General features: G+C 67.2%; 15 protein-coding genes and 5 pseudogenes. 12 read left to right on the top strand and 8 right to left on the bottom strand.

Annotation, left to right across the window (positions count from 1 at the left end; translation table 11 throughout):
* Positions 1–242: 242 nt before the first annotated feature.
* Positions 243–685: pseudogene (locus tag OG936_RS33380) on the top strand (transposase); the annotation flags it as partial.
* Between the two features lie 365 nt (positions 686–1,050).
* On the opposite strand, the gene OG936_RS33385 reads toward OG936_RS33380, so the two are convergent.
* From OG936_RS33385 to OG936_RS33400, 4 genes and pseudogenes are all read right to left on the bottom strand, one after another.
* A complete protein-coding gene (locus OG936_RS33385; protein ID WP_406500716.1) occupies positions 1,051–2,190 on the bottom strand; it encodes a GDSL-type esterase/lipase family protein in 1,140 nt (379 codons plus the stop codon).
* 70 nt (positions 2,191–2,260) lie between these two features.
* A complete protein-coding gene (locus tag OG936_RS33390) occupies positions 2,261–2,809 on the bottom strand; it encodes a YciI family protein (protein WP_406499634.1) in 549 nt (182 codons plus the stop codon).
* Positions 2,810–3,066: 257 nt separating this feature from the next.
* Positions 3,067–4,512, bottom strand: a complete 1,446-nt coding sequence (locus OG936_RS33395) for an NF041680 family putative transposase (RefSeq protein ID WP_406500717.1) — start codon at positions 4,510–4,512, stop codon at positions 3,067–3,069.
* 135 nt (positions 4,513–4,647) lie between these two features.
* Positions 4,648–4,836 (bottom strand): annotated as a pseudogene (locus tag OG936_RS33400) (RidA family protein); the annotation flags it as partial.
* A gap of 116 nt (positions 4,837–4,952) precedes the next feature.
* Here OG936_RS33400 and OG936_RS33405 point away from each other — a divergent pair.
* A complete protein-coding gene (locus tag OG936_RS33405; protein ID WP_406497063.1) occupies positions 4,953–6,359 on the top strand; it encodes an IS4 family transposase in 1,407 nt (468 codons plus the stop codon).
* A gap of 10 nt (positions 6,360–6,369) precedes the next feature.
* On the opposite strand, the pseudogene OG936_RS33410 reads toward OG936_RS33405, so the two are convergent.
* Positions 6,370–6,603 (bottom strand): annotated as a pseudogene (locus tag OG936_RS33410) (Rid family hydrolase); the annotation flags it as partial.
* 262 nt (positions 6,604–6,865) lie between these two features.
* On the opposite strand from OG936_RS33410, the gene OG936_RS33415 reads away from it, so the two are divergent.
* The 4 genes from OG936_RS33415 (at position 6,866) to OG936_RS33430 (ending at position 11,646) form a co-directional block, all read left to right on the top strand.
* Positions 6,866–9,553: a type ISP restriction/modification enzyme gene (locus OG936_RS33415; protein WP_406499635.1), complete on the top strand. Its 2,688-nt coding sequence runs from the start codon at positions 6,866–6,868 to the stop codon at positions 9,551–9,553.
* Positions 9,495–10,178, top strand: coding sequence for a type ISP restriction/modification enzyme (locus OG936_RS33420; protein ID WP_406499636.1), 684 nt, complete (start codon positions 9,495–9,497; stop codon positions 10,176–10,178). The genes OG936_RS33415 and OG936_RS33420 overlap by 59 nt, the downstream gene beginning before the upstream one ends.
* 103 nt (positions 10,179–10,281) lie before the next feature.
* Positions 10,282–10,473, top strand: a complete 192-nt coding sequence (locus tag OG936_RS33425) for a hypothetical protein (protein WP_406499637.1) — start codon at positions 10,282–10,284, stop codon at positions 10,471–10,473.
* A gap of 354 nt (positions 10,474–10,827) precedes the next feature.
* Positions 10,828–11,646, top strand: a complete 819-nt coding sequence (locus OG936_RS33430; protein WP_406500795.1) for a hypothetical protein — start codon at positions 10,828–10,830, stop codon at positions 11,644–11,646.
* A gap of 558 nt (positions 11,647–12,204) precedes the next feature.
* Here OG936_RS33430 and OG936_RS33435 read toward each other — a convergent pair.
* Positions 12,205–12,279, bottom strand: a pseudogene (locus tag OG936_RS33435) (hypothetical protein); the annotation flags it as partial.
* On the opposite strand from OG936_RS33435, the gene OG936_RS33440 reads away from it, so the two are divergent.
* Positions 12,244–12,372 carry a hypothetical protein gene (locus OG936_RS33440; RefSeq protein WP_266361589.1) on the top strand — a complete coding sequence of 43 codons (129 nt, stop codon included), beginning with the start codon at positions 12,244–12,246 and terminating at the stop codon, positions 12,370–12,372. The pseudogene OG936_RS33435 and the gene OG936_RS33440 overlap by 36 nt on opposite strands.
* Positions 12,373–12,458: 86 nt before the next feature.
* Here the strand turns inward: OG936_RS33440 and OG936_RS33445 are convergent, their stop codons facing one another.
* Positions 12,459–12,878 (bottom strand): hypothetical protein, encoded by a 420-nt coding sequence (locus OG936_RS33445; RefSeq protein WP_406499638.1) that lies wholly within the window; start codon positions 12,876–12,878, stop codon positions 12,459–12,461.
* A gap of 501 nt (positions 12,879–13,379) precedes the next feature.
* Between OG936_RS33445 and OG936_RS33450 the strand changes: the two genes are divergently transcribed.
* The 3 genes from OG936_RS33450 (at position 13,380) to OG936_RS33460 (ending at position 15,267) form a co-directional block, all read left to right on the top strand.
* A complete protein-coding gene (locus OG936_RS33450; RefSeq protein ID WP_406500719.1) occupies positions 13,380–13,682 on the top strand; it encodes an SUKH-4 family immunity protein in 303 nt (100 codons plus the stop codon).
* Positions 13,683–13,825: 143 nt separating this feature from the next.
* Complete coding sequence (locus tag OG936_RS33455; RefSeq protein ID WP_406499639.1) at positions 13,826–14,485, top strand: hypothetical protein; 660 nt, start codon at positions 13,826–13,828, stop codon at positions 14,483–14,485.
* Between the two features lie 347 nt (positions 14,486–14,832).
* Positions 14,833–15,267, top strand: a complete 435-nt coding sequence (locus OG936_RS33460; RefSeq protein ID WP_406384680.1) for a hypothetical protein — start codon at positions 14,833–14,835, stop codon at positions 15,265–15,267.
* 80 nt (positions 15,268–15,347) lie between these two features.
* On the opposite strand, the gene OG936_RS33465 is transcribed toward OG936_RS33460, so the two are convergent.
* Complete coding sequence (locus OG936_RS33465; RefSeq protein ID WP_406500720.1) at positions 15,348–16,556, bottom strand: IS701 family transposase; 1,209 nt, start codon at positions 16,554–16,556, stop codon at positions 15,348–15,350.
* A gap of 22 nt (positions 16,557–16,578) precedes the next feature.
* Here OG936_RS33465 and OG936_RS33470 point away from each other — a divergent pair, with 22 nt between their 5' ends.
* The gene (locus OG936_RS33470) at positions 16,579–17,337 is read left to right on the top strand and encodes a tyrosine-type recombinase/integrase (protein WP_406499640.1); all 759 of its coding nucleotides are present in this window, start codon (positions 16,579–16,581) and stop codon (positions 17,335–17,337) included.
* Between the two features lie 122 nt (positions 17,338–17,459).
* Positions 17,460–17,624, top strand: a pseudogene (locus tag OG936_RS33475) (pirin family protein); the annotation flags it as partial.
* Positions 17,625–17,973 lie beyond the last annotated feature (349 nt).

The raw sequence follows: 17,973 nt of genomic DNA on the forward strand, positions 1-17,973 counted from the left end.
TCCTTGCCCGGGACGGCCAGTCCGATGAGGCAGCGTCGTAGAGCAGGTTGTGCACAGAGGTCAAGTCAGGTGAAAGTGCGATGGTCTGTCCGCTAACGTCGGATGTCGCGGCGCCACGGGAGCCCGCGACAAGTTCCAGGGGGGACTTTTCCATGGGCATCGACTTTTCCACTTTCGGCTCGGGGCCCGCTCCGACGCCCACGGACCCTCGGGTCCTGTTCGACGCGCTGCCCGACCGAGCCCGCAAGCGGCACTTGGTCGTCGACACCCGCGGACTCCTATTGAGACTCACTGCTCGTCATGGTCACCCCCGCCGACCTCCACGACGCCGCTGCCGCGAAGGAAGTCCTCTTCCGGCTCCGCCTGATGCACCCCGAGATCGCGATCGTGTGGGCGCACTCCGCCTACGCCGGAAAGCTCGTCAACTGGGCGAAACAGCAACTCAACCTCACGATCAAGCCGGTCAGCCGTCCCAAGGACGCCTCCGGCTTCGTCGTGCTGCCCCGTAGGTGGGTCGTCGAGAGGTCGCTCGCGTGGATGATGCACGCCCGCCGTCACGCGAGGGACTACGAACGGCTCGTTCAGCACTCCGAGACTCTGATCACCTGGGCCGCCATCACCCCCATGACCAGGCGCCTCGCCCGGAAAGGCGCGACCCCCAGCTGGCCGAGGAAACCGACCGCTGCCGACGGCTGACCGGCGAAGGTCAGCTGGACGAAAGAAGCCTCACCCCATCCACTTGGGCAGAGCAACGTCAAGCCTGGCCATGCGCCATCAGGGCTGCGTGAGGCAACGCCAGTACACCGCTCGGACCGGCAAGCTCCGTGCGCAAGTACGCGTGTCTGACCGTTCGAGGCGATGAGCTGTTCGAGCTGGTGGACGCGGTGCTGTGTGCGCCGGGTGCGATGCACTCGGCGGTCGAGCTGACGCTCCTAACGCGTCCCGGGTCGGAGCACATGATCAGACGAAGGCCGCCTCAGCGTCCTGCGAATGCCCAGGCCAGCGGCCCAGTTCGAAGCGCATTTCGACACCGGAGGGGTCAAGAACAGCTCAGCGGAAGGGACCGTCGGTCGCGAAGGCGTGGGCAGCAAAGCGCTTGCCCATTCGGCGGTACGCGGCGGCGGTGGGGTGAAGGCCGTCGGTCAGGTCGTCTGCCTCGTCCGGGCCGAGCAGCGCTCGTCCGTCGAGACAGTGGAGGTGAGGATCAGACGCCTGTCGTGCCGCAGCGATCCGGGCCAGCTCGGCACGGACCACCGTCAGCGACAGTGCGCCGCCGGCCACATCGGCCGGGTCGCCCAGGGCAGCGATCCTCCCGTCCGGTCCGGTCTCGGTCGGGCCGGGAACCTGCTCAAGGGCCGGACAGCTCACCGGGGAGATCAACAGCAGCGGGGTGTCCGGGTGACCGTCCCGGATCGTGTCCAGAAATCCGTGTACCGCCGGGCCGAACGTCCGCAGCCGGAAGGCGGACAGGCTCACGATGTTGATGCCCACCTTCAGGCTGATCAGGTCGGCGGGCGTGTCGCGGATCGTCCGGGCGACATAGGGATCCAGCAGCGCGTTGCCCGCCTGGCTGAGGTTGATCACCTCCACCCCTCCGAGCGCAGCTGCCACCACCGGCCAGGTCCCGGTCGGGCCGTCAGCCTCGATGCAGTGGCTGATGGAACTGCCGTGGTGCACCCAGCGGCGCCGCCCGTCCGGCAGCGGCGCCAGCACGTCGCCGTCAGCGCGCAGTGCCACCAGTTCCGTAGGGGTCTGCTGCGGAAGCCACAGCTCGACGTTCTTCATACCGGCCGGCAGTCCGGCGAACCGTACGGTCCCGGGCTTGCCCGGGATGAGTCGCTGTACGGCCCCAGGGACCGCCATCCGCAGCACGTTGCCCACCGGCGCCTGCCGACGCCCGGTCAGGGCACCGTCCACCAACAACTCCAGCATCCCGGTTGGGCGAGGGTGGGGGTCGGCGTCGAGCTGGCCGGTGAAGGTGAGTACCTCGAACTCCAATGCGCGCGCATCGGTGCGGAACACCAGCCGCACCCCCGAAGGCATCACGGTCACCCCGTAGACCGACGGGTCCTGGTACTGCTCCTTGGTCCACGCGGGCAACCGGCGCGGCATCACCCCTGCCGCTGTGGTCTCCAGGTCCAGTGCACCCCGTAACTCCACCGGCCCGCCCACCAATGGAACCGCCCGCATCGCCACCGTCACCGCTCCTGTCCCAGGTCAATGCGCTCCGGAGATGGCATCGGCCCGGTGCCTCCGTGGTTCATCGACGCCCGCCGAACTCCCAGTCGTGGACCTCGATGTCCGCGTACCGGTCCGGAGTCAGGGCGGCGCGTGCCGTATCCGGGTTTGGGGCCCTGAGCAGCACCGCCGTACCCAACCATGTGTCGCCCTCGTCGGACAGCAGCGGCCCGTACGCGATCAGCTCGTCCTGGTCGGGCGGCAGGGCGAGGTCTGCGGCCAGGCCCTCGCCGAGGCCGAGCACCAGGTACCGGTTGCCACCGCTCCGGCCACCGGGAAAATCCCACATGGTGCGCCCCAGCACGTTGCGCCACCGGCGCAGCAGCACGTCCCGGTACGCACCGGCCTGGTAGTTGGGCTCGTCGAAGGCGAACGCACGGGCAGCGGCGGGATCGGGCAGATCGACGATATGCACGCTTCCAGTGGGCGTTTCACCATCATCGGCGAAGGTCGGACCGCGAGCGATCAGCTCCTTCGCGTACCGGTCCATGTAGGACCAGTGCTCCTCCAGCAACTCCTCGCGTAACGCGAGGGAGCCCAGCCGGTCTCGGTGGTAGCAGAAGTACTCCATGACCACAGACCCTTCCTCACCAAGGGCACCATCTCAACCGGCTTTGTCGCCGAAGACCCCGCGTTCCAAATGAAACAGCATTCCGTCAAACGGCGTAGCCACCACGGCTGCGCGGTCTCAGCCAAGTGGCATGCGCTGCTCTGCAGTCGAGTGACAGAGACCGCGTCCGGCGCTGACGTCCCCAGTTCGGGACGACCTACAGCCGCCCAATGATCAGGCACCGGACTTTGAAAACACGCACTTACCTTGTCCTTTATCTACCAAGATCTTCCGGGCTTGCCGATGGCCTTGAGGGTCTCGGGGCGTTTGACGGTTTTGCCAACGTCGTAGCGGGGTGCCCGGTGTTTGTTCTTGGCGCCGGGTGGCCGTCCGGGGCCGGCGCCTCGGGGTTTGGGAACACGGGTCGGGCAGGCGAGGTGAGCGCGGATGTTCCTGAACCCCCGGCGGACCCGGGCCGGGGTGAGCCGGTCGGAGGTAGCGGGTTTCTCCCAGGGCCGGCGGAGGTCCGCGGCGAGCGGCCGGGCGAGCCGGAGCTGGGTGTGAGCGACGATCAGGATCCAGGTCCAGCGGTCCGCCGCCTCGGGAGTACGGAGTTTCGGAGTGGTCCAGCCCAGGGTCTGCTTCGCGAAGCGAAAGGTGTGCTCCAGATCGAAGCGGCGGAGAAATGCCTGCCAGAAGCGGTCCACGTCGTCCGGGGTGGCGCCGGTCTTGGAGCACCATAACCACACCGGCGGGGCATCCCGGTCCTTCGACAGATGCTCGACCTTCAGCCGGATCAACATCCCCTCGACCAATGGCAGTTCGCCGTCGTGGTCGAGCCATGAGGAGCGGTGGGTGAGCCTTGGGTGGACCCGGTCCCATGCCTGGGTTTCGGCCTTGCCGTAGTTGGTGGTGTCGGTGACCGTGGTGATCGCGGGCTCGGGCCAGGTCTCCGGCTTGGTGAAGCGGAATTCCGGGCCGTGCTTGGGCGGCCGGCCGCCCTTCGGGTCGTAGACCCGCGGCGGTTTCGGCAGACGCATCACGCGGTCGGAGCGGACCCGGCCGACCAGCTCGACCGGCAGGTCGCGCAGGACCCAGGCCAGGCGGGTGACGTCGTAGCCGGCATCGCTGACGATCACGATATGCGGATCCCCGGCCTGCCACTGGCCCGCGGCAATGAGCCGCTCGACGACACCCCTCAACTGGGCGGCGGTGATCGCGGTCGCGTCGTCCGCCGGGCCGAGCCGCACCGCGTCCAGGATCGCAGTCCAGGACGTGGCGCCCGGCTCCAGCACGGCCACGAAGGAATACGGCCAGCCCGGAATGAACTGCGATGCCGTCTTCGCCCGGCCGTAGACGTGGCAGAACAGGCGCTCCGCCGAGCACGGCGCGTCCGAGCGAAGCCACGGCGACACATCGACCGCCAGGACCAGGCGCCCGCCGTCGAAACGCGGCAGCGACAGCCCGGCCAGCGCCGCCCGCAGCCGACCGACGTCGAGCCGGCCGTGGTTCAGCCCGCCGTACATCGCTCCGTGCCCACGACGATGCTCGGGCAGCAGCGTCAAGTCCACCGGGGATTTCACCGGGCCGTCCGCGCACAACACCGCGTCCGTCAGCTCGAACAGTTCATCGCGCCGGGCGGTCAGACACGCGTAGAACTCGCCCCGGAAGCGTGACGCTTCCGCGAACGCTTCCCTCCGAACAGCATCAGACAGCAGACTCACCCTCACGGCCTTCGTCTTGGTCACGTGCACCTTGGTCGGAGCACAGGATCAGACGAAGGCCGCCCCCACGTCCGGCGAACCCCCAGGTGAGCGACCCAGTTCGAGACGTCGTTCGAGACCTGTCGGCGAGCAGAATCAGTCAGGCAGCGCCACGGTGAGATCCACCTCGACGAGTTGTCCGGAAAAGCCCAACTGGGTGACGCCCAGCATCGTGCTGGCGGTGGTGAACGCCGGGCCGATGGCAGAGTCGATGAGCCGATCCCACACAGCCCCCAGGACGTCCCTGTCGTCGCTCCGCACGTAGATCACTGATCGCACTACATGTCAACGCCGTTGCGTTTGGCCCCTGAGCTGTACGTCAAGCCCTGCTGAACAGCGCAACGGGACCACCTGATAGATCAACGATCGGCGAAGAAAGTCGATCAAGGTCAGGGGTCCCGTTGCAGGAGAAGTCTGTCATCACGTCCACGATCGAGACAGCCCGGGGTGTGTTCGCGCCGGGCCATCTGGGGGAGTTGACCCAGATCGTGGACTTTGCGCTGGTGGACGCGGTGCTGGAGGAGACCGGTCGGCGCGAGAAGCGCCTGCGGCTGCTGCCTTCGCGGGTGGTGGTGTACTTCGTGCTCGCTCTCGCGCTGTTCGAGCACCGCTCGTACCGCATGGTGTGGTCCAAACTGACCGCCGCCCTGACCCCGTTGGCCCTGGTGCGTCCCGCGGTCTCCTCGCTGACGCGGGCCAGGCGCAGGGTGGGGGCCGCACCTCTGCGGCGTCTGTTCGAGACGCTTGCCGGGCCCGTCGCCCGCCCCGGGCAGGACGGGTCCTTCTACCGGGGCCTGCGCACGGTGGCCGTCGATGGGACCCTGCTGCACACCCCCGACGACGAGACGCTCACCTGGCGCTACCCCAAACGGGCCGGGGAGGGTCTGGAGTTCGGCTATCCGCTCCTGCGGCTGCTGACCCTGGTCGAGTGCGGCACCCGCGCGCTCATAGCCGCCGCCTTCGGACCGGAGTCCGAGGGTGAACTCCCCTATGCCAAGCGGCTCCTGACCGCCCTGGACGAGACAATGCTCCTGCTGGCCGACGCGGCCTTCGACGGCAACGAGTTCCTTGATGCCGTCCATCAGAGCGGGGCGCGGTTCCTGGTGCGCTCCGGGGCCCGCCGTGTCCCCACCCCCGCCGAGCACCTGGGCGACGGCTCCTACATCGCACGTATCGGCTACGGCGTCCTGCGGGTACTGCTGCCGGTGCGCGTGATCGAGGCGACCCTCACCATCACCTTGGCCGATGGCACCGTCCGCACCGAGCAGTGGCGGCTGATCACCAACCTGCTGGACCCCGTCCGTTTTCCGGCCGCCGAGCTCGTTGAGCTCTATCACCGCAGATGGCAGGCGGAAACCACGTATTTTTCGATCAAGGCCACGATGCTCGACGGCCGCGTCCTGCGCTCCCGCAGCATCGATGGCCTCGACCAGGAGGTCTACGCCCTGCTCACCGCCTACCAGGCTCTGATCCGCGCCGGCGACGACGCCCTGACCGGTCGGCCGGAAGTACCCATGGAACGGATCAGTTTCACCGTCCTGCTGGCCGCCGCAACCGACACCGTCACCGCCGGCCATGGAATCTTCCCCAACACCCTCGTCGACCTGGTCGGCACGATCGGCCACGCGGCCCTGGACGCCCTCCTGCCCGCCCACCGACGGCAACGAGTGAAGGCCCGCACCCGCAAGAACCCCACCAGCAAGTACGGACCGAACGCCGGACAGCACCCCCAGAAGGCCCAGAACTACACCGTCCGCACCACCGTCGCGTTCTTCGACCACGGCCTCAATAGCCGCTCACGGCGCTAACGCAACGGTGTTGCACTACATGTTGCGGCCGAGCGCTCACGGCCGCGAGAGCAACGGACGCGTTCGCCACAACCTGGTCGACCTGTGTCTCAAAGGAGCCGGCTCCGACGAGGGCACCATTTCCATCAAGCGGACACTGCCCCGCAAGATGGGCCGCGCGGCCGGCCTCAACCACGGTGACATGGTGGTAGCCAGGCGTCTGATGCAACTGCTCGGGATTGATACGAGTGATCTTCTCAGTCATGCCTGCGAGTCTGACCAGTACGCATGCCAGCATGCACCTCAATTCCACCCACCGGCAGGCACTCTGCAGCGGCCCAAAGTTAAAGACCAAGCTTACCGCCTCGGCCACTGCACCTGTGAAGGCCGGTGGTCCTGTTGCGGTCGCCTGGTCGGCAGCGAGTGCTGTCCGCACCAATTGGTCATAGTGAAAGTGTTTCTGACGCTCGGATAAGAATGATCGGTTGATCTGACATGATCATTTTTTGTTCGGTTAGGGGAGTGTCATGGGAGAGATACCGCGTTGGCTTGCCGGAGCCGTCAAGGGGTTCGGTGTGGAGTGTGCGCAGAAGCTTGCCGGTCCGGGGGAGGCGGAGGCTGCTTTACGTACGCCACTGGAGCGTCTGCTGCGGGCGGCCGGGCCTGAGCTGGGGGTGCGGGCCGTCTTCCACGATGAGGTGCGTGACACCGAGCGGCGTGTGCGGCCGGACTACGGGGTCAGCATCGACGGGGCGATCACCGGATACATCGAGGTCAAGGCACCCGGTAAGGCCATCGCCCCGACCGCGCTGCGCGGGCACGACAAGGTGCAGTGGGAGCGGCAGCAGGACCTGCCGAACCTGCTGTACACCAACGGCACCGAGTGGCGCCTGTACCAGGACGGCGAGCACCGGCGCACGGTGCACTTCACGGGCGACCTCTACGACGGGACGGTGACCACTCCGCCGGATTTCGAGGCGCTGCTGGCGGACTTCCTGGTTTGGAAGCCGGTACCGATCACTAGTCTCAACAGCTTGGTGACGGCCATCGCGCGGATGACGCGGCTGCTGCGCGGGGAGGTACGGGACCAGCTGGAGGCTGAGCACGCGGCCGTGCGGGGCGGCGCCGACGAGCGCCTGCAGCCCTTCCTCGGGTTGGCCGCCGAGTGGCGGGCGATGCTCTTCCCCCACGCAGACGAGGCGACGTTCGCCGACGGGTACGCGCAGACCGTGTCATTCGCCCTGCTGCTGGCCCGTACCGAGGGCATCACCGTCTTCGGCGAGTCCCTCCACACGATCGGTGAGAAGCTCCGCGCCGACCACTCCCTGATGGGGCGTGCGCTGCAGCTACTTACCGACGACGTGGCCCGGGACTTCCGCGTCACGCTCGACCTGTTGGCCCGCACGGTCGACGCGGTCGACTGGAACCGGATCCGCCGCGGCGGCCGCGATACCTACCTGCACCTGTACGAGCACTTCCTCGACAAGTACGACTCCGCGCTGCGGAAGCGCTCCGGTTCGTACTACACGCCGATCGAGGTCGTCGAGCAGATGGTGAGGCTCACCGACGACGTCCTGGTCACCCGCCTCGGCAAGCCACGGGGATTCGCCGACCCCGGGGTCTTCACGGTCGACCCGGCCATGGGAACGGGCACCTATCTGCACGCGGTGCTCGAGCGGATCGCGGCGAACGCCGCCGCCCATGACGGGCCGGGCGCCGTCTCCGGCGCCATCACCCGGGCCGCCGAACGCGTCGCCGGGTTCGAACTTCAGATGGGCCCTTACGCGGTGGCCGAGCTGCGGGCCGCCGAACAGCTTAACCGCTACCAGGCCGCCCCACCGGACGGCGGACTCAAACTGTTCGTCACCGACACCCTCGATGACCCCAACGCGGCCGAGACCCAGCTCCGCTCCTCCCTCCAGCTCATCGCGACCTCCCGCCGCAAGGCCAACGAGATCAAAGCCCGGGCGAATGTCACGGTCGTCATAGGCAATCCGCCCTACGCCGAACTCGCCAACGGCGCCGGCGGCTGGGTCGAAAACGGCGGCCTGGAACTGAAAAGCAAGAAAGGCAACAAACCCATCCTGGACGACTGGATCGTCCCCGGGATGAGCCGCTTCAAGGCCAAACTGAAGAACCTGTACGTCTTCTTCTGGCGCTGGGCCACCTGGAAAGCCTGGGAATCCACCCCCGCCACCGACGACGGCGACCTCGGCGTCATCGCCTTCATCACCACCTCCGGCTACCTCACCGGCCCCGCCTTCGCAGGCATGCGCACCTACCTGCGCCGCTACGCCTCCGAGGGATGGATCATCGACTGCACCCCCGAAGGCCAGACCCCGGACATCCCGACCCGCATCTTCCCCGGCGTACGCCAGCCCCTGGCCATCGGCATCTTTGTCCGCCGCACCGGTACCGACAACACCACACCCGCCCGCATCCGCCACCGCGCCCTCACCGGGCGCCGCGCCGGCAAGTTCGAAGCCCTGGCCGCCACCCAGCTCGACGACGACGGATGGCGTGACTGCCGCATCGGCTGGACGGCTCCCCTCACCCCCGCCAGCACCAGCCAGTGGGACACCCACCCGGCACTCGACGACCTCCTGCCCTGGTACTCACCCGGCGTGTTCCCGACCCGCACCTGGGTCTACGCGCCCAGCAGCGGCGTCTTGGAGCGCCGGTGGTCCCAGCTCATCGGTGAAGGAGACCGTGAGCGGAAAGCCATGCTTTTCAAGGAAGGCCGCGACGCCAACCTCAAGAAGATCAAACCGCGCCTGCCCGGTGACGACACCAGCCCCACGCCCGAGAAGCCCCTCATCCGGGAGACCGCGCCCAAGCCCGCCGTCGCGCGCGTCGGGTACCGGGCCTTCGACCGGCAATGGGTGGTCGCCGATCCCCGTGTGATGGACATGCCCCGCCGCGACCTGTGGGCCGCACGCATACCCGGGCAGGTCTTCATGGTCGAGCAGCACCGAAAGATCATCCGATCCGGACCGGGCGTGGTCTTCTCCGCCCTGATCCCGGACTTCGACCACTTCAAGGGCTCCGAGGGCGGCAGGACCCTCCCATTCCTCCACCCAGAGGGAACCCCCAACCTCGCACCGGGGCTGACCGCGGCGCTCACCGGCACCCTCGGTGCCAAGGTTGCCCCGGAGGATGTCGTCGCCTACGTCGCCGGCGTCGTTGCCCACCCCGCTCACCAGGACCTTCGCTGACGAACTGACCACACCCGGCATACGCGTCCCCGTCACGACGGACGCGGGACTCTGGGAGAAGGCAGTCGACCTCGGCCGTCAGGTGCTGTGGCTTCACACTTATGGACAGTGCGTCACCGGCGAGGGGCGGCCCGCGGGGAGCGTGCGGCTGCCGGTGGGCGACCCACAGCGCCCGCTCAATCAGAAGCCCGTCACAGTGCTGCCGGAGACCCTGGCCTACGACGCGGACCGTCAAGCCGTCGTCATGGGCGACGGGGAGTTCGGGCCGGTCACCCGGCAGGTGTGGGACTACGCGGTCGGTGGCCGCAACGTCATCAAGTCATGGTTCGACTACCGCAAGAAGGAACCCGGCGGCCGCCGCAGCTCGCCGCTCGACGACGTCAACGCCACCGTGTGGGATCCGGACTGGACCGGAGAGTTCCTCGATCTGCTCTCCGTGCTGACCCGCCTGGTCGACCTCGAACCCCAGCAGGCCCAGACCCTGGAGGCCATCCTCACCCGCGGTATCACCACGCTGGACGACTTCACTGCCGCAGGGGTCCGCTGGCCGCAGAGCACAGCGAACAGGAAACCCCGCTTCTCGCTGGAATCCTCCCTTCCCGAAGGAGGCGAAACCCTGCTGTAAACCGCCTCACCCCCTACGAGAAGCCCCCCGCGACGGTTGTCGCTTCCTCGTGTCGTCGCGTGTTCGGTGCCCGTAGAGGCGTGTGTGGTTCTACGGTGCCCGGATGGACCACTACGCGGGCCGGGTACGTGGCTGCCGGAACCTCACTGACCCCCAACGCACCCTCGCCGCACGTCTCGCCGCACGGGCCGAGGCTCTGCGGGCCGAGGCCGGCCAAGACGATGGCGAAGGCCTCAGCGTGACCGCCGCGGTCGCCCTGGCCGCCGTTCAACTCGGCCTCCGGAGCGATTCCTGATGGTCCGATCCCTGTGAACTTCACCGGCGCGCGTGCCGTTCCGTAGGCGGCGCGGGTGCCGGTGTAGACCGGACACGGCGCAGTGGCCGGGTAGGTAGGACGAACCAGTGCGCCAGGCGCTGCTCCGCAGCTGCGATGTGTTGGGTTCGTGTCAGTGGAGTGGTCGGCAGTCGCTGGCGGCTGTTTTCCGCCGCCTTTGACGTGCGGTTTGACCGATGGCCGATCCGAGATCGGTCATCGGTCACGCCCTGTACCGGTCATCGGTCGCGTCCCTGGATCGGTCGGTCATCACGTGCGGCGGGCGGCACCCTGAGGGGTGCCGCCCGCTGTACAGACCCGCGCCCGAAGCCGAACATGACCAAGCTCGCTGAGGATCCGCCCGAAGTCCGGGCAGCCGCCCAGGCCGCCGTCGACACACCCCGAGGAGTCGGCAGCATCGCCTCGTACTTCACCGAGGTCCCGCTGCCCGCCACCGGCACCTGGAGTACGCCTGGCAAGGGCGGCGCCCAGGCCGACATCGTCCTCACCGCCCCGCAGGACAACATGCCGCTGCTGTTCATCGAGGTCGACAACTGCCACGAGACCGCGGAGGAGCTCGCCGACAAGCTGGAGAAGTACGCCAGGTTCTTCCGGCGGAAGGTGAAGGACACCGACGGCCGTGAGCGGCCGATGTGGCGCACCCGATGGCACGCCCCCACCGACCGGCCCGGGGACCAGCCGTATCCGCCGGTCCTGCTGGTGTTCAACCGGATCGGCGAGCGCAACCCCAACCGCACCGCCCCGCGCCTGATGGAGCTCACCCGCCACCTGTGGCAGGGGGAGCGGCAGCGTGGCGGCTACCACCTCTACGACAACAAGATCCCGATCGTCGTGGTCGGGCTGAACAACCTGCGCAAGCACGGCCCGGCTGGTCCTGTCTTCGGCCCCTTCGGACGCGACTACTCGCAGACCCTGTTGGAGGCGATCGGTAACCCCCGCCTCGATGCCGCCCACGCCCGCGAGGCGGCGGAGAACCGGGCCCGTCAGGAGGAGTACCAGGCACAGGTGCGGCGGGCGGCCCAGGAGCAGGCCGCGAAGCAGGAAGCCGAGCGTGAGGCCCGCCGTCCCGTCTGCACCGGCTGCGGAGCGAGGTTCACCAACGACCGCTGGGCGGCGGTTCACGCCACGGACTGAGGGAGGCGGAAGGACACCCATCCGCACCTGTGCGACGACTGCAGGCACAGGGCCGTCGCCGTCGAAGCCCAGGCGGCCGGTAGGCAGGAGCATTGTGAGCCGGGGCGCCGCGGGGCGGAGCAGCATGATTTCCAGCGCTCGACCCGCCGTCCCGTCTGCACCGAGTGCGGTGCCGCGTTCACCGATGACCGGTGGAAGGCGACCGAGCGCGTCGGCTGGGGTGTCCTCCCCCAAGAGCCCAACCCGACTCTGTGCGGGGACTGCGACCAGCGGTACAACGAAGTAGACCAAGCGTGGTCGAACGTGCACCGGTACCAAGGGCAGGGGCAGGCCGTGCACGAGCAGAAGCAAGAGCAGGACCAGGCGGCCGTGCCCAAGGAGAAGGCCAGCGGATGGTTCTCGCGCCTGCGCCGCTGACCCGGGCAAGCCTGCCGCCGACGGCGCGGGCAAGCCCAAGGTGAACCTGGGCAAGCCGGCGTCGTCGATGCCGCCTTGGTTGGCGGCCGGCGCGTCCGCGATCCACTCGCCGACCGCCAGCAGCGAGGTCGCGCCGGTCAGCACCGCGCACGCGGTTAGCGTGAGCACGACGGCCAGGGCATGGCGCACGCCGCGCGGATCGCGCGGATCCGGCACCTGAGCCAGCCGCTCCAGCAGGCCGGGCACCTCCCCGGGCCCGACGTCGGACTGCTCGCGGAGCCGGTCAAGGGCAGGCGGAATCAGGGATGAAGCGTCGGCAGGCACGGTCTTCCAGGCAGGTCACGGGGCGTAGAACACTCCATGATCACGGGAACCTTCCCTGTATCGTCCCCCGGTCACATCAACGCCGCAGCCCCGCCTGCCACCCAGGTCTGCCAGACATGACGGGTGTTCGGCAGGTCAGGGCGGTCAAGGAGCCAGAGCACATACCCGGCATGGCACCGGGCCCACGAACTGTCCGAATCGACTGCACGATCGAGCCTGCCCCGTAGGTCAGCGCTGTCGACAGCCCGGGCAACCCGCACGTACTCGCGATCCTTGCAGCGATACGCCCGGTGGACGACGATCTCGACCAGGTCGGTGAGCTTCGCCTTGATCGCCTCCTCCTGGCGAGCACGGGCCACCTCCCGGATCAGGCTCTCCTTCGTACCCCACGCCTTCGCATGCCGCGTCCACTCCCGCGGGTACTTCGCCTCCCACTCCAGGAAGAGCAACACATAGGGCAGCCCCGGCCACGTCGCCAGATCCCCACCCACAGGACCACCCCACACCCCATCAGGCAGTGAACGCCTCTGGGCTTGCTGATACCTCCGGCGCGCCTGCAAAAAGGCAGACTCCCGGTACCGCTCGTCCACTCCCAGGGGCCGCGTCAGCCGCCACAACTCGTAGTACCGGGCGCGCGCGTCCGCGACCTTCCTCCGGGCCTCCGCCAGATGGACGAGCGCTGTACCTCTCGCAGCCGGATCCTCCGCTATAAGTCCGAACGCCCACCCCAGTCGCTCAGCCCATGCACAAGCGTCGTCCGCATCTGTACCTGCCTCTTCAGCCACGCACGGGATCATCTCCTAGCGCAGCCAGCTTGCTCCACCCGACGGTGCAGGAGAGACGCAAGGACTCCGAAGCGCAACGGACGTGAGCAGGAACCGTCCGCTCGCCCTCTCTTCATCTCAAGTGATCACGAAACGGACGCCCGCCGACTACGCCGAAACCCTGACCAACTGACTGCCAACCATCACCGCAACCTGGTTCCCGGCCTCCTGTGGGCATTCGGAGTCGAGCCGAGAACCGGCACTGTGTACTACGTCCTGCCTGGCGGTGAACCGTGGTTCGCCAACTCCAGCGTCGAACTGTGGCTCAAGTGCCTGCACCACTACGGGCTGAACCTGACCCAGTCCAACATCCTCGAGACAGGCGACGAGTTGGAGGAACAGGAAGAAGGGGCAGTTCCGGCCTATTTCCACCGGCTCGCCGCCGAGGTCAAAGAGATCGATCCGGCCGCCTTCGACGGACCGTCGTCACATCTGATCTGGCCCGAGATTCTTGAACTGTGGTACTGGTGATCGGCCAACCGGATTGCCTCCACAGAGGTAACACGAGGCACCCCAGTCACACAGGTCACGATCTACGGCTGGAGTACTAGCTACCGCTGCGGCCTGCGGGTTCAATGGGCAGGCAGGTCAAACTAGGCGCCCTGGGGGGAAATGTGCTGGCGGAAGAGTTCGGCTACCAGGTCTCATCGCAACCAGCTCAGACCATGACGCCTGATCTCCGGCAGGAGATGGACACAGCTATCGAAAGCCGGAAAGAACAGGCGGAGGAGCAGGAGGGCAAAGGCAACAACTATGGATTCGGGGTGTTCTTTGCCTTCGTCTTCGTTGGTTTCCTGGTGTCGGATTGGGATATCACACCGATGCTCATCTTCGTCGGGGGCTTCCTCGGTCTTGGCATAGCCGGATTGGTACCCGCCCACGCGAAAGCAGTCGTAGGACAGTTACAGACGGCGAAGGCGGCGGCATTATCTGCCCCCTGGCAGACGTGGCCTTGCCGCGTCGAGGGGACCATCGAAGGAGGCGGTCGCTTACTCTTGCTTCTCGCTCCTGACGGCACCACAGCTCGCGCCTTCCGTGCTCTTCTTCCCGACTCCGTGTGGATGGGAATGACAGACGGCCGCGGCCTCGTCTGGTTCGTTGGCGACATGCGATTCGGGGGCTTCATGTCACTGCCCGGAGGTGACCCGATCTGGCCTGTAGTGCCCTACGAAGTGAAGACCGAGCCCACGCGGAGCAGCAGCGGAATGCACCTGGTCGAAGAAGAGCTCACCCGTCAAGCCGTTGCATTCTCGTTCGACGAGTGGCTCACCTAATACTCCAGCCGTAGATCGTGATATTCACGTCGGATTTGAGGCTTGCCGGAGGTAATGGCCGGCTTGGGCCTGATGGCGGCGTCGCGCCTTGCAGCAGCTACTTCGGTTGAAGCACCTGACCCTGCTGCGATCTCTCGGCTTCATGTCAGCGAACCACCTGGGGATACACCGCCTCATGACAGCGAAACCCGGTGCCTGTGCCACCCCGGTGTCAGCGGCGGACCATCACGCGCCCCCGCCGCGGCCGGCGGGAAGACGGCCGACGACGACCGCCGGCCACTCCACTGACACGAACCCGACTACATCGCACGTCGCCGAGACGATCACCGGATCGTAGGCTTGTGGCCGTGGCTGACACCTATGAACTCCAACTCACGCTCGACCTGCCGGACTCCCTCTCGTCCCGCGATCTCGACCTGCTCCGCTGGCACTTGGCGGAGGAAGGTGGTCGGCAGGACGAAGGGTACGAGGTTCCCCTTTGGGACGGCCGAGGGCCAGCATCGCGCATCGGAGGCCTCCAGGTGGCGGAGTTGCGTTCGGTCCATGGGGGGTGGGCGTTGACCGTGCGGCAGGAGGCGCATCCCGACGGGTTCCATGATCTGCGCAGGCTCGTGCTATGGCTCGGAGCGCGGACGACGACCGCGGGCCCCATCGGGTACCTCCGTTTCTACGAGTCGTACGTGCCCGACATCCTGATCGTCGAGTCCGGGACTGTGAGCTGCGTCGTCCTACGGATGGACGAGACCATCCGGGTGGCGGACCAGGAGTTCCCCTACTCCTGAGCCGCCCTTGGTGCTCCAGCCGTAGAGCATGATCGTCATGTCTGATTCGCAGCTTGCCGGCGGTAATGGCCGGCCCGGGCTCAGGCCTGATGGCGGCGTCGCCAGGTGGACCAGCGGAGCCGGTGGGCCGCGTCGTGGGCAGGCTGGACGACGAGGGTGATGAACAGTCGCTGGACCTCGTTGCAGGTGAGCGGAATCAGCCCGTCCGGGGCGGGGGTGCGGGCGTGCTCGTCGGCGCGGAGAACAGCGAGGAAGGCGTGGGCGAGCATGGCCAGGGTCACCCAGCGGGACCACGAGGTGAAGCGACGGAGCTGGTGTTCGTCCAGCCCGGCCAGGCCCTTTCCGGCCTGGAAGGTCTCCTCCACCCGCCATTTCGACCCGGCGACCCGTACCAGCGTGGCCAGGGGTGCCGGGGCCGGTGACCAGCAGCGGTAGTAGGCAAGTTCACCGGTGGTGCGGTTGCGGCGGATCAGCAGCTGACGATGGCCGGGTCCGGGCTCGGTGAGATCGATGACGGCCCAGTCGTAGAAGCGGTGCCCCTTGGCGCCGGCCCCTGCCGACAGCTTCTGCCAGGCCCGCTTGGGCACCTTCGCGGCCAGGGCGTCGGCGCGGAACTTCCCGGCGCTGGTGGTGGCTTCGGCCGAGCAGGCCATGGCGAGCACGTAGCCGACCTGGCGCTCTTCCAGCGCGGAGCGCAGCTTCGGGTTGCCGCCGTAGACCTCGTCACCGGTGACCCAGTCCACGGGGTGCCCGGCGTCGAGGAACCGGCCGATCATGCGGGCGGCCAGTTCCGGCTTGGTGGCGAAGACGGTGTCCTCGCCCAGGCCCCCGGCCCGGCAGCTGTCCGGGTCGCCCGTCCAGGAGCGCGGGATGTACAGCTCACGGTCCACCGCGGCGTGTCCCCGCTCGCCGGCGTAGACGAGGTAGACGGCGACCTGGGCGTTCTCGATCCTGCCCGCGGTGCCGGTGTACTGGCGCTGGACGGCGACGGTGTGGGTGCCCTTCTTCAGGTCGCCGGTCTCGTCGACGACCAGCACCCCGGCCTCGTCGCGGAGGTGTTCGATGACGTAGTCGCGCACGTTGTCGCGGACGGCATCGGCATCCCAGGAGGCCCGGCCGAGCAGGTGCTGCATGCCGTGCGGACTCGCCTCCCCGGCCCACTCGGCGATGCTGTGAGGTCGGACCGGGGCGCCCTGCCGACGTTGCCGTCGGTGGGTTTCCCCGGCCCGCCTCCCGAACCGGACGTGCCCGATCTCCAGGATTCTTCCGGCACTCGGCAGTCGCCGAATGGATTCGTTTGATCACAAGGTCGTGGACCGATTCATTCAGACCTTGGAGCGCAATGGTGTCGGTCTTGCGGCTCAGGCCAATGCGTATGACAAGCTGAAGGCGATTCTTCTCGATGCGCACAGGCTGGGCGTATTCGGAGGGAACCCGCTGGAGGGGGTCAAGCCTCCCCAGTATGATCCTCAGCGTGCTGTTATTCCTTCTGTGGTGCAACTTCAAAGGATACGCACCGCCGGTGACGACACCTTCCGTTTGATAGCGGATCTCATGAGCGGCTGCGGGATGCGCAACGGAGAGGCGGCGGCGGTGAGCATAAATAGTATCGTTGTCGATGACGTATACCGAATCACCGAGCAGGTGAACCAAACCACCAGGCAGAACGGGCGACTCAAACACCGCAGGGTTGGGGAATACCGTGACGTGCCGCTGCCGTCGAGGATTAAGGAAACCATCGAATGGTACGCGGAGAAGCACGGAACCGTAGACGGCTACCTTCTCAGGCACCCGGCGGATCCCGCGAAGACGTTCCCGTACTACTACCTTTCGAACCAGTGGCAGAGGATAAAGAGGGCCGGGGAAGTGGATATATCTGAGGGGATGGTCATGTACGGGTTCCGGCACTTCTTCGCCTCGAATTGCCTGTCCAATCGCATTCCCATCACCGACGTGGCTGAGTGGATGGGGCACAAGAGTATCGACGTGACGTTCAAGATCTACCGTCATCTCATGCCCGGCTCGCTAGGCAAGGCGGCCAAGCTCCTGGACGTCGGCCTGACCGACTGAGGCTGGGCGGCACGCTGCCGCACCAAGGTCGCAGGGAACCATCCCGTCGCGATGCTGACCTTTTGCTGACCCCTCGCGGACTCAAACGCGTCTGACCTGGGGAAACGCTGAAGCGGGGTGAGATGTGGTGGAACTTCATCGGGCGGTCCCACGAGGATATCGCACAGGCGCGTGCGGACTGGGCGGACGGTGCCCGGTTCGGGGAAGTGTATGGCTACGACGGAGGCCGACTCCCCGCTCCTGAACTGCCGCCTGTGGCGCTGAAACCGCGGGGAAGGGTGCGCTGAGCTGCACTGATGTGGCCGGGTTCGGGCGCGCTCCTGGTCGCGGCAGCTCGGTCCCATGCTCAGAAGCGGAATCGGTCCAGCGCTCCTCCGGAAGCTTCCGCCGCACGTGCCCGGGATTCCAAAGTGTGGTCGTGTGTGAGTAGCTTTAGTAGACCTAATGCTGACCCAATGCTGACTTTACTGACGAGGTGTCAGGCGCTGTCGGGTCATGACCTGGCTGGTCTGCTGTCTGTGATGAGCGGACTGGGCACCTGGGGCTGGAGCTTTTCCTGACTCGTGGCAGTTGAGCGAACGCGGGGTACTTGCGCATGGCCCACCAGGGGCCGGGGTCTCACCTAGGGGGAACAGG

This window comes from Streptomyces sp. NBC_00846 (assembly GCF_045207325.1).
GTDB lineage: Bacteria > Actinomycetota > Actinomycetes > Streptomycetales > Streptomycetaceae > Streptomyces.

What these genes read in the sequence shown, in the direction of transcription:
- OG936_RS33390 (WP_406499634.1), bottom strand. Translation starts at nt 2,809, where the DNA reads ATGGAGTACTTCTGCTACCACCGAGACCGGCTGGGCTCCCTCGCGTTA.
- OG936_RS33440 (WP_266361589.1), top strand. Translation starts at nt 12,244, where the DNA reads ATGGCGCACGCCGCGCGGATCGCGCGGATCCGGCACCTGAGCCAGCCG.
- OG936_RS33415 (WP_406499635.1), top strand. Translation starts at nt 6,866, where the DNA reads ATGGGAGAGATACCGCGTTGGCTTGCCGGAGCCGTCAAGGGGTTCGGT.
- OG936_RS33385 (WP_406500716.1), bottom strand. Translation starts at nt 2,190, where the DNA reads ATGCGGGCGGTTCCATTGGTGGGCGGGCCGGTGGAGTTACGGGGTGCA.
- OG936_RS33425 (WP_406499637.1), top strand. Translation starts at nt 10,282, where the DNA reads ATGGACCACTACGCGGGCCGGGTACGTGGCTGCCGGAACCTCACTGAC.
- OG936_RS33430 (WP_406500795.1), top strand. Translation starts at nt 10,828, where the DNA reads ATGACCAAGCTCGCTGAGGATCCGCCCGAAGTCCGGGCAGCCGCCCAG.
- OG936_RS33420 (WP_406499636.1), top strand. Translation starts at nt 9,495, where the DNA reads ATGTCGTCGCCTACGTCGCCGGCGTCGTTGCCCACCCCGCTCACCAGG.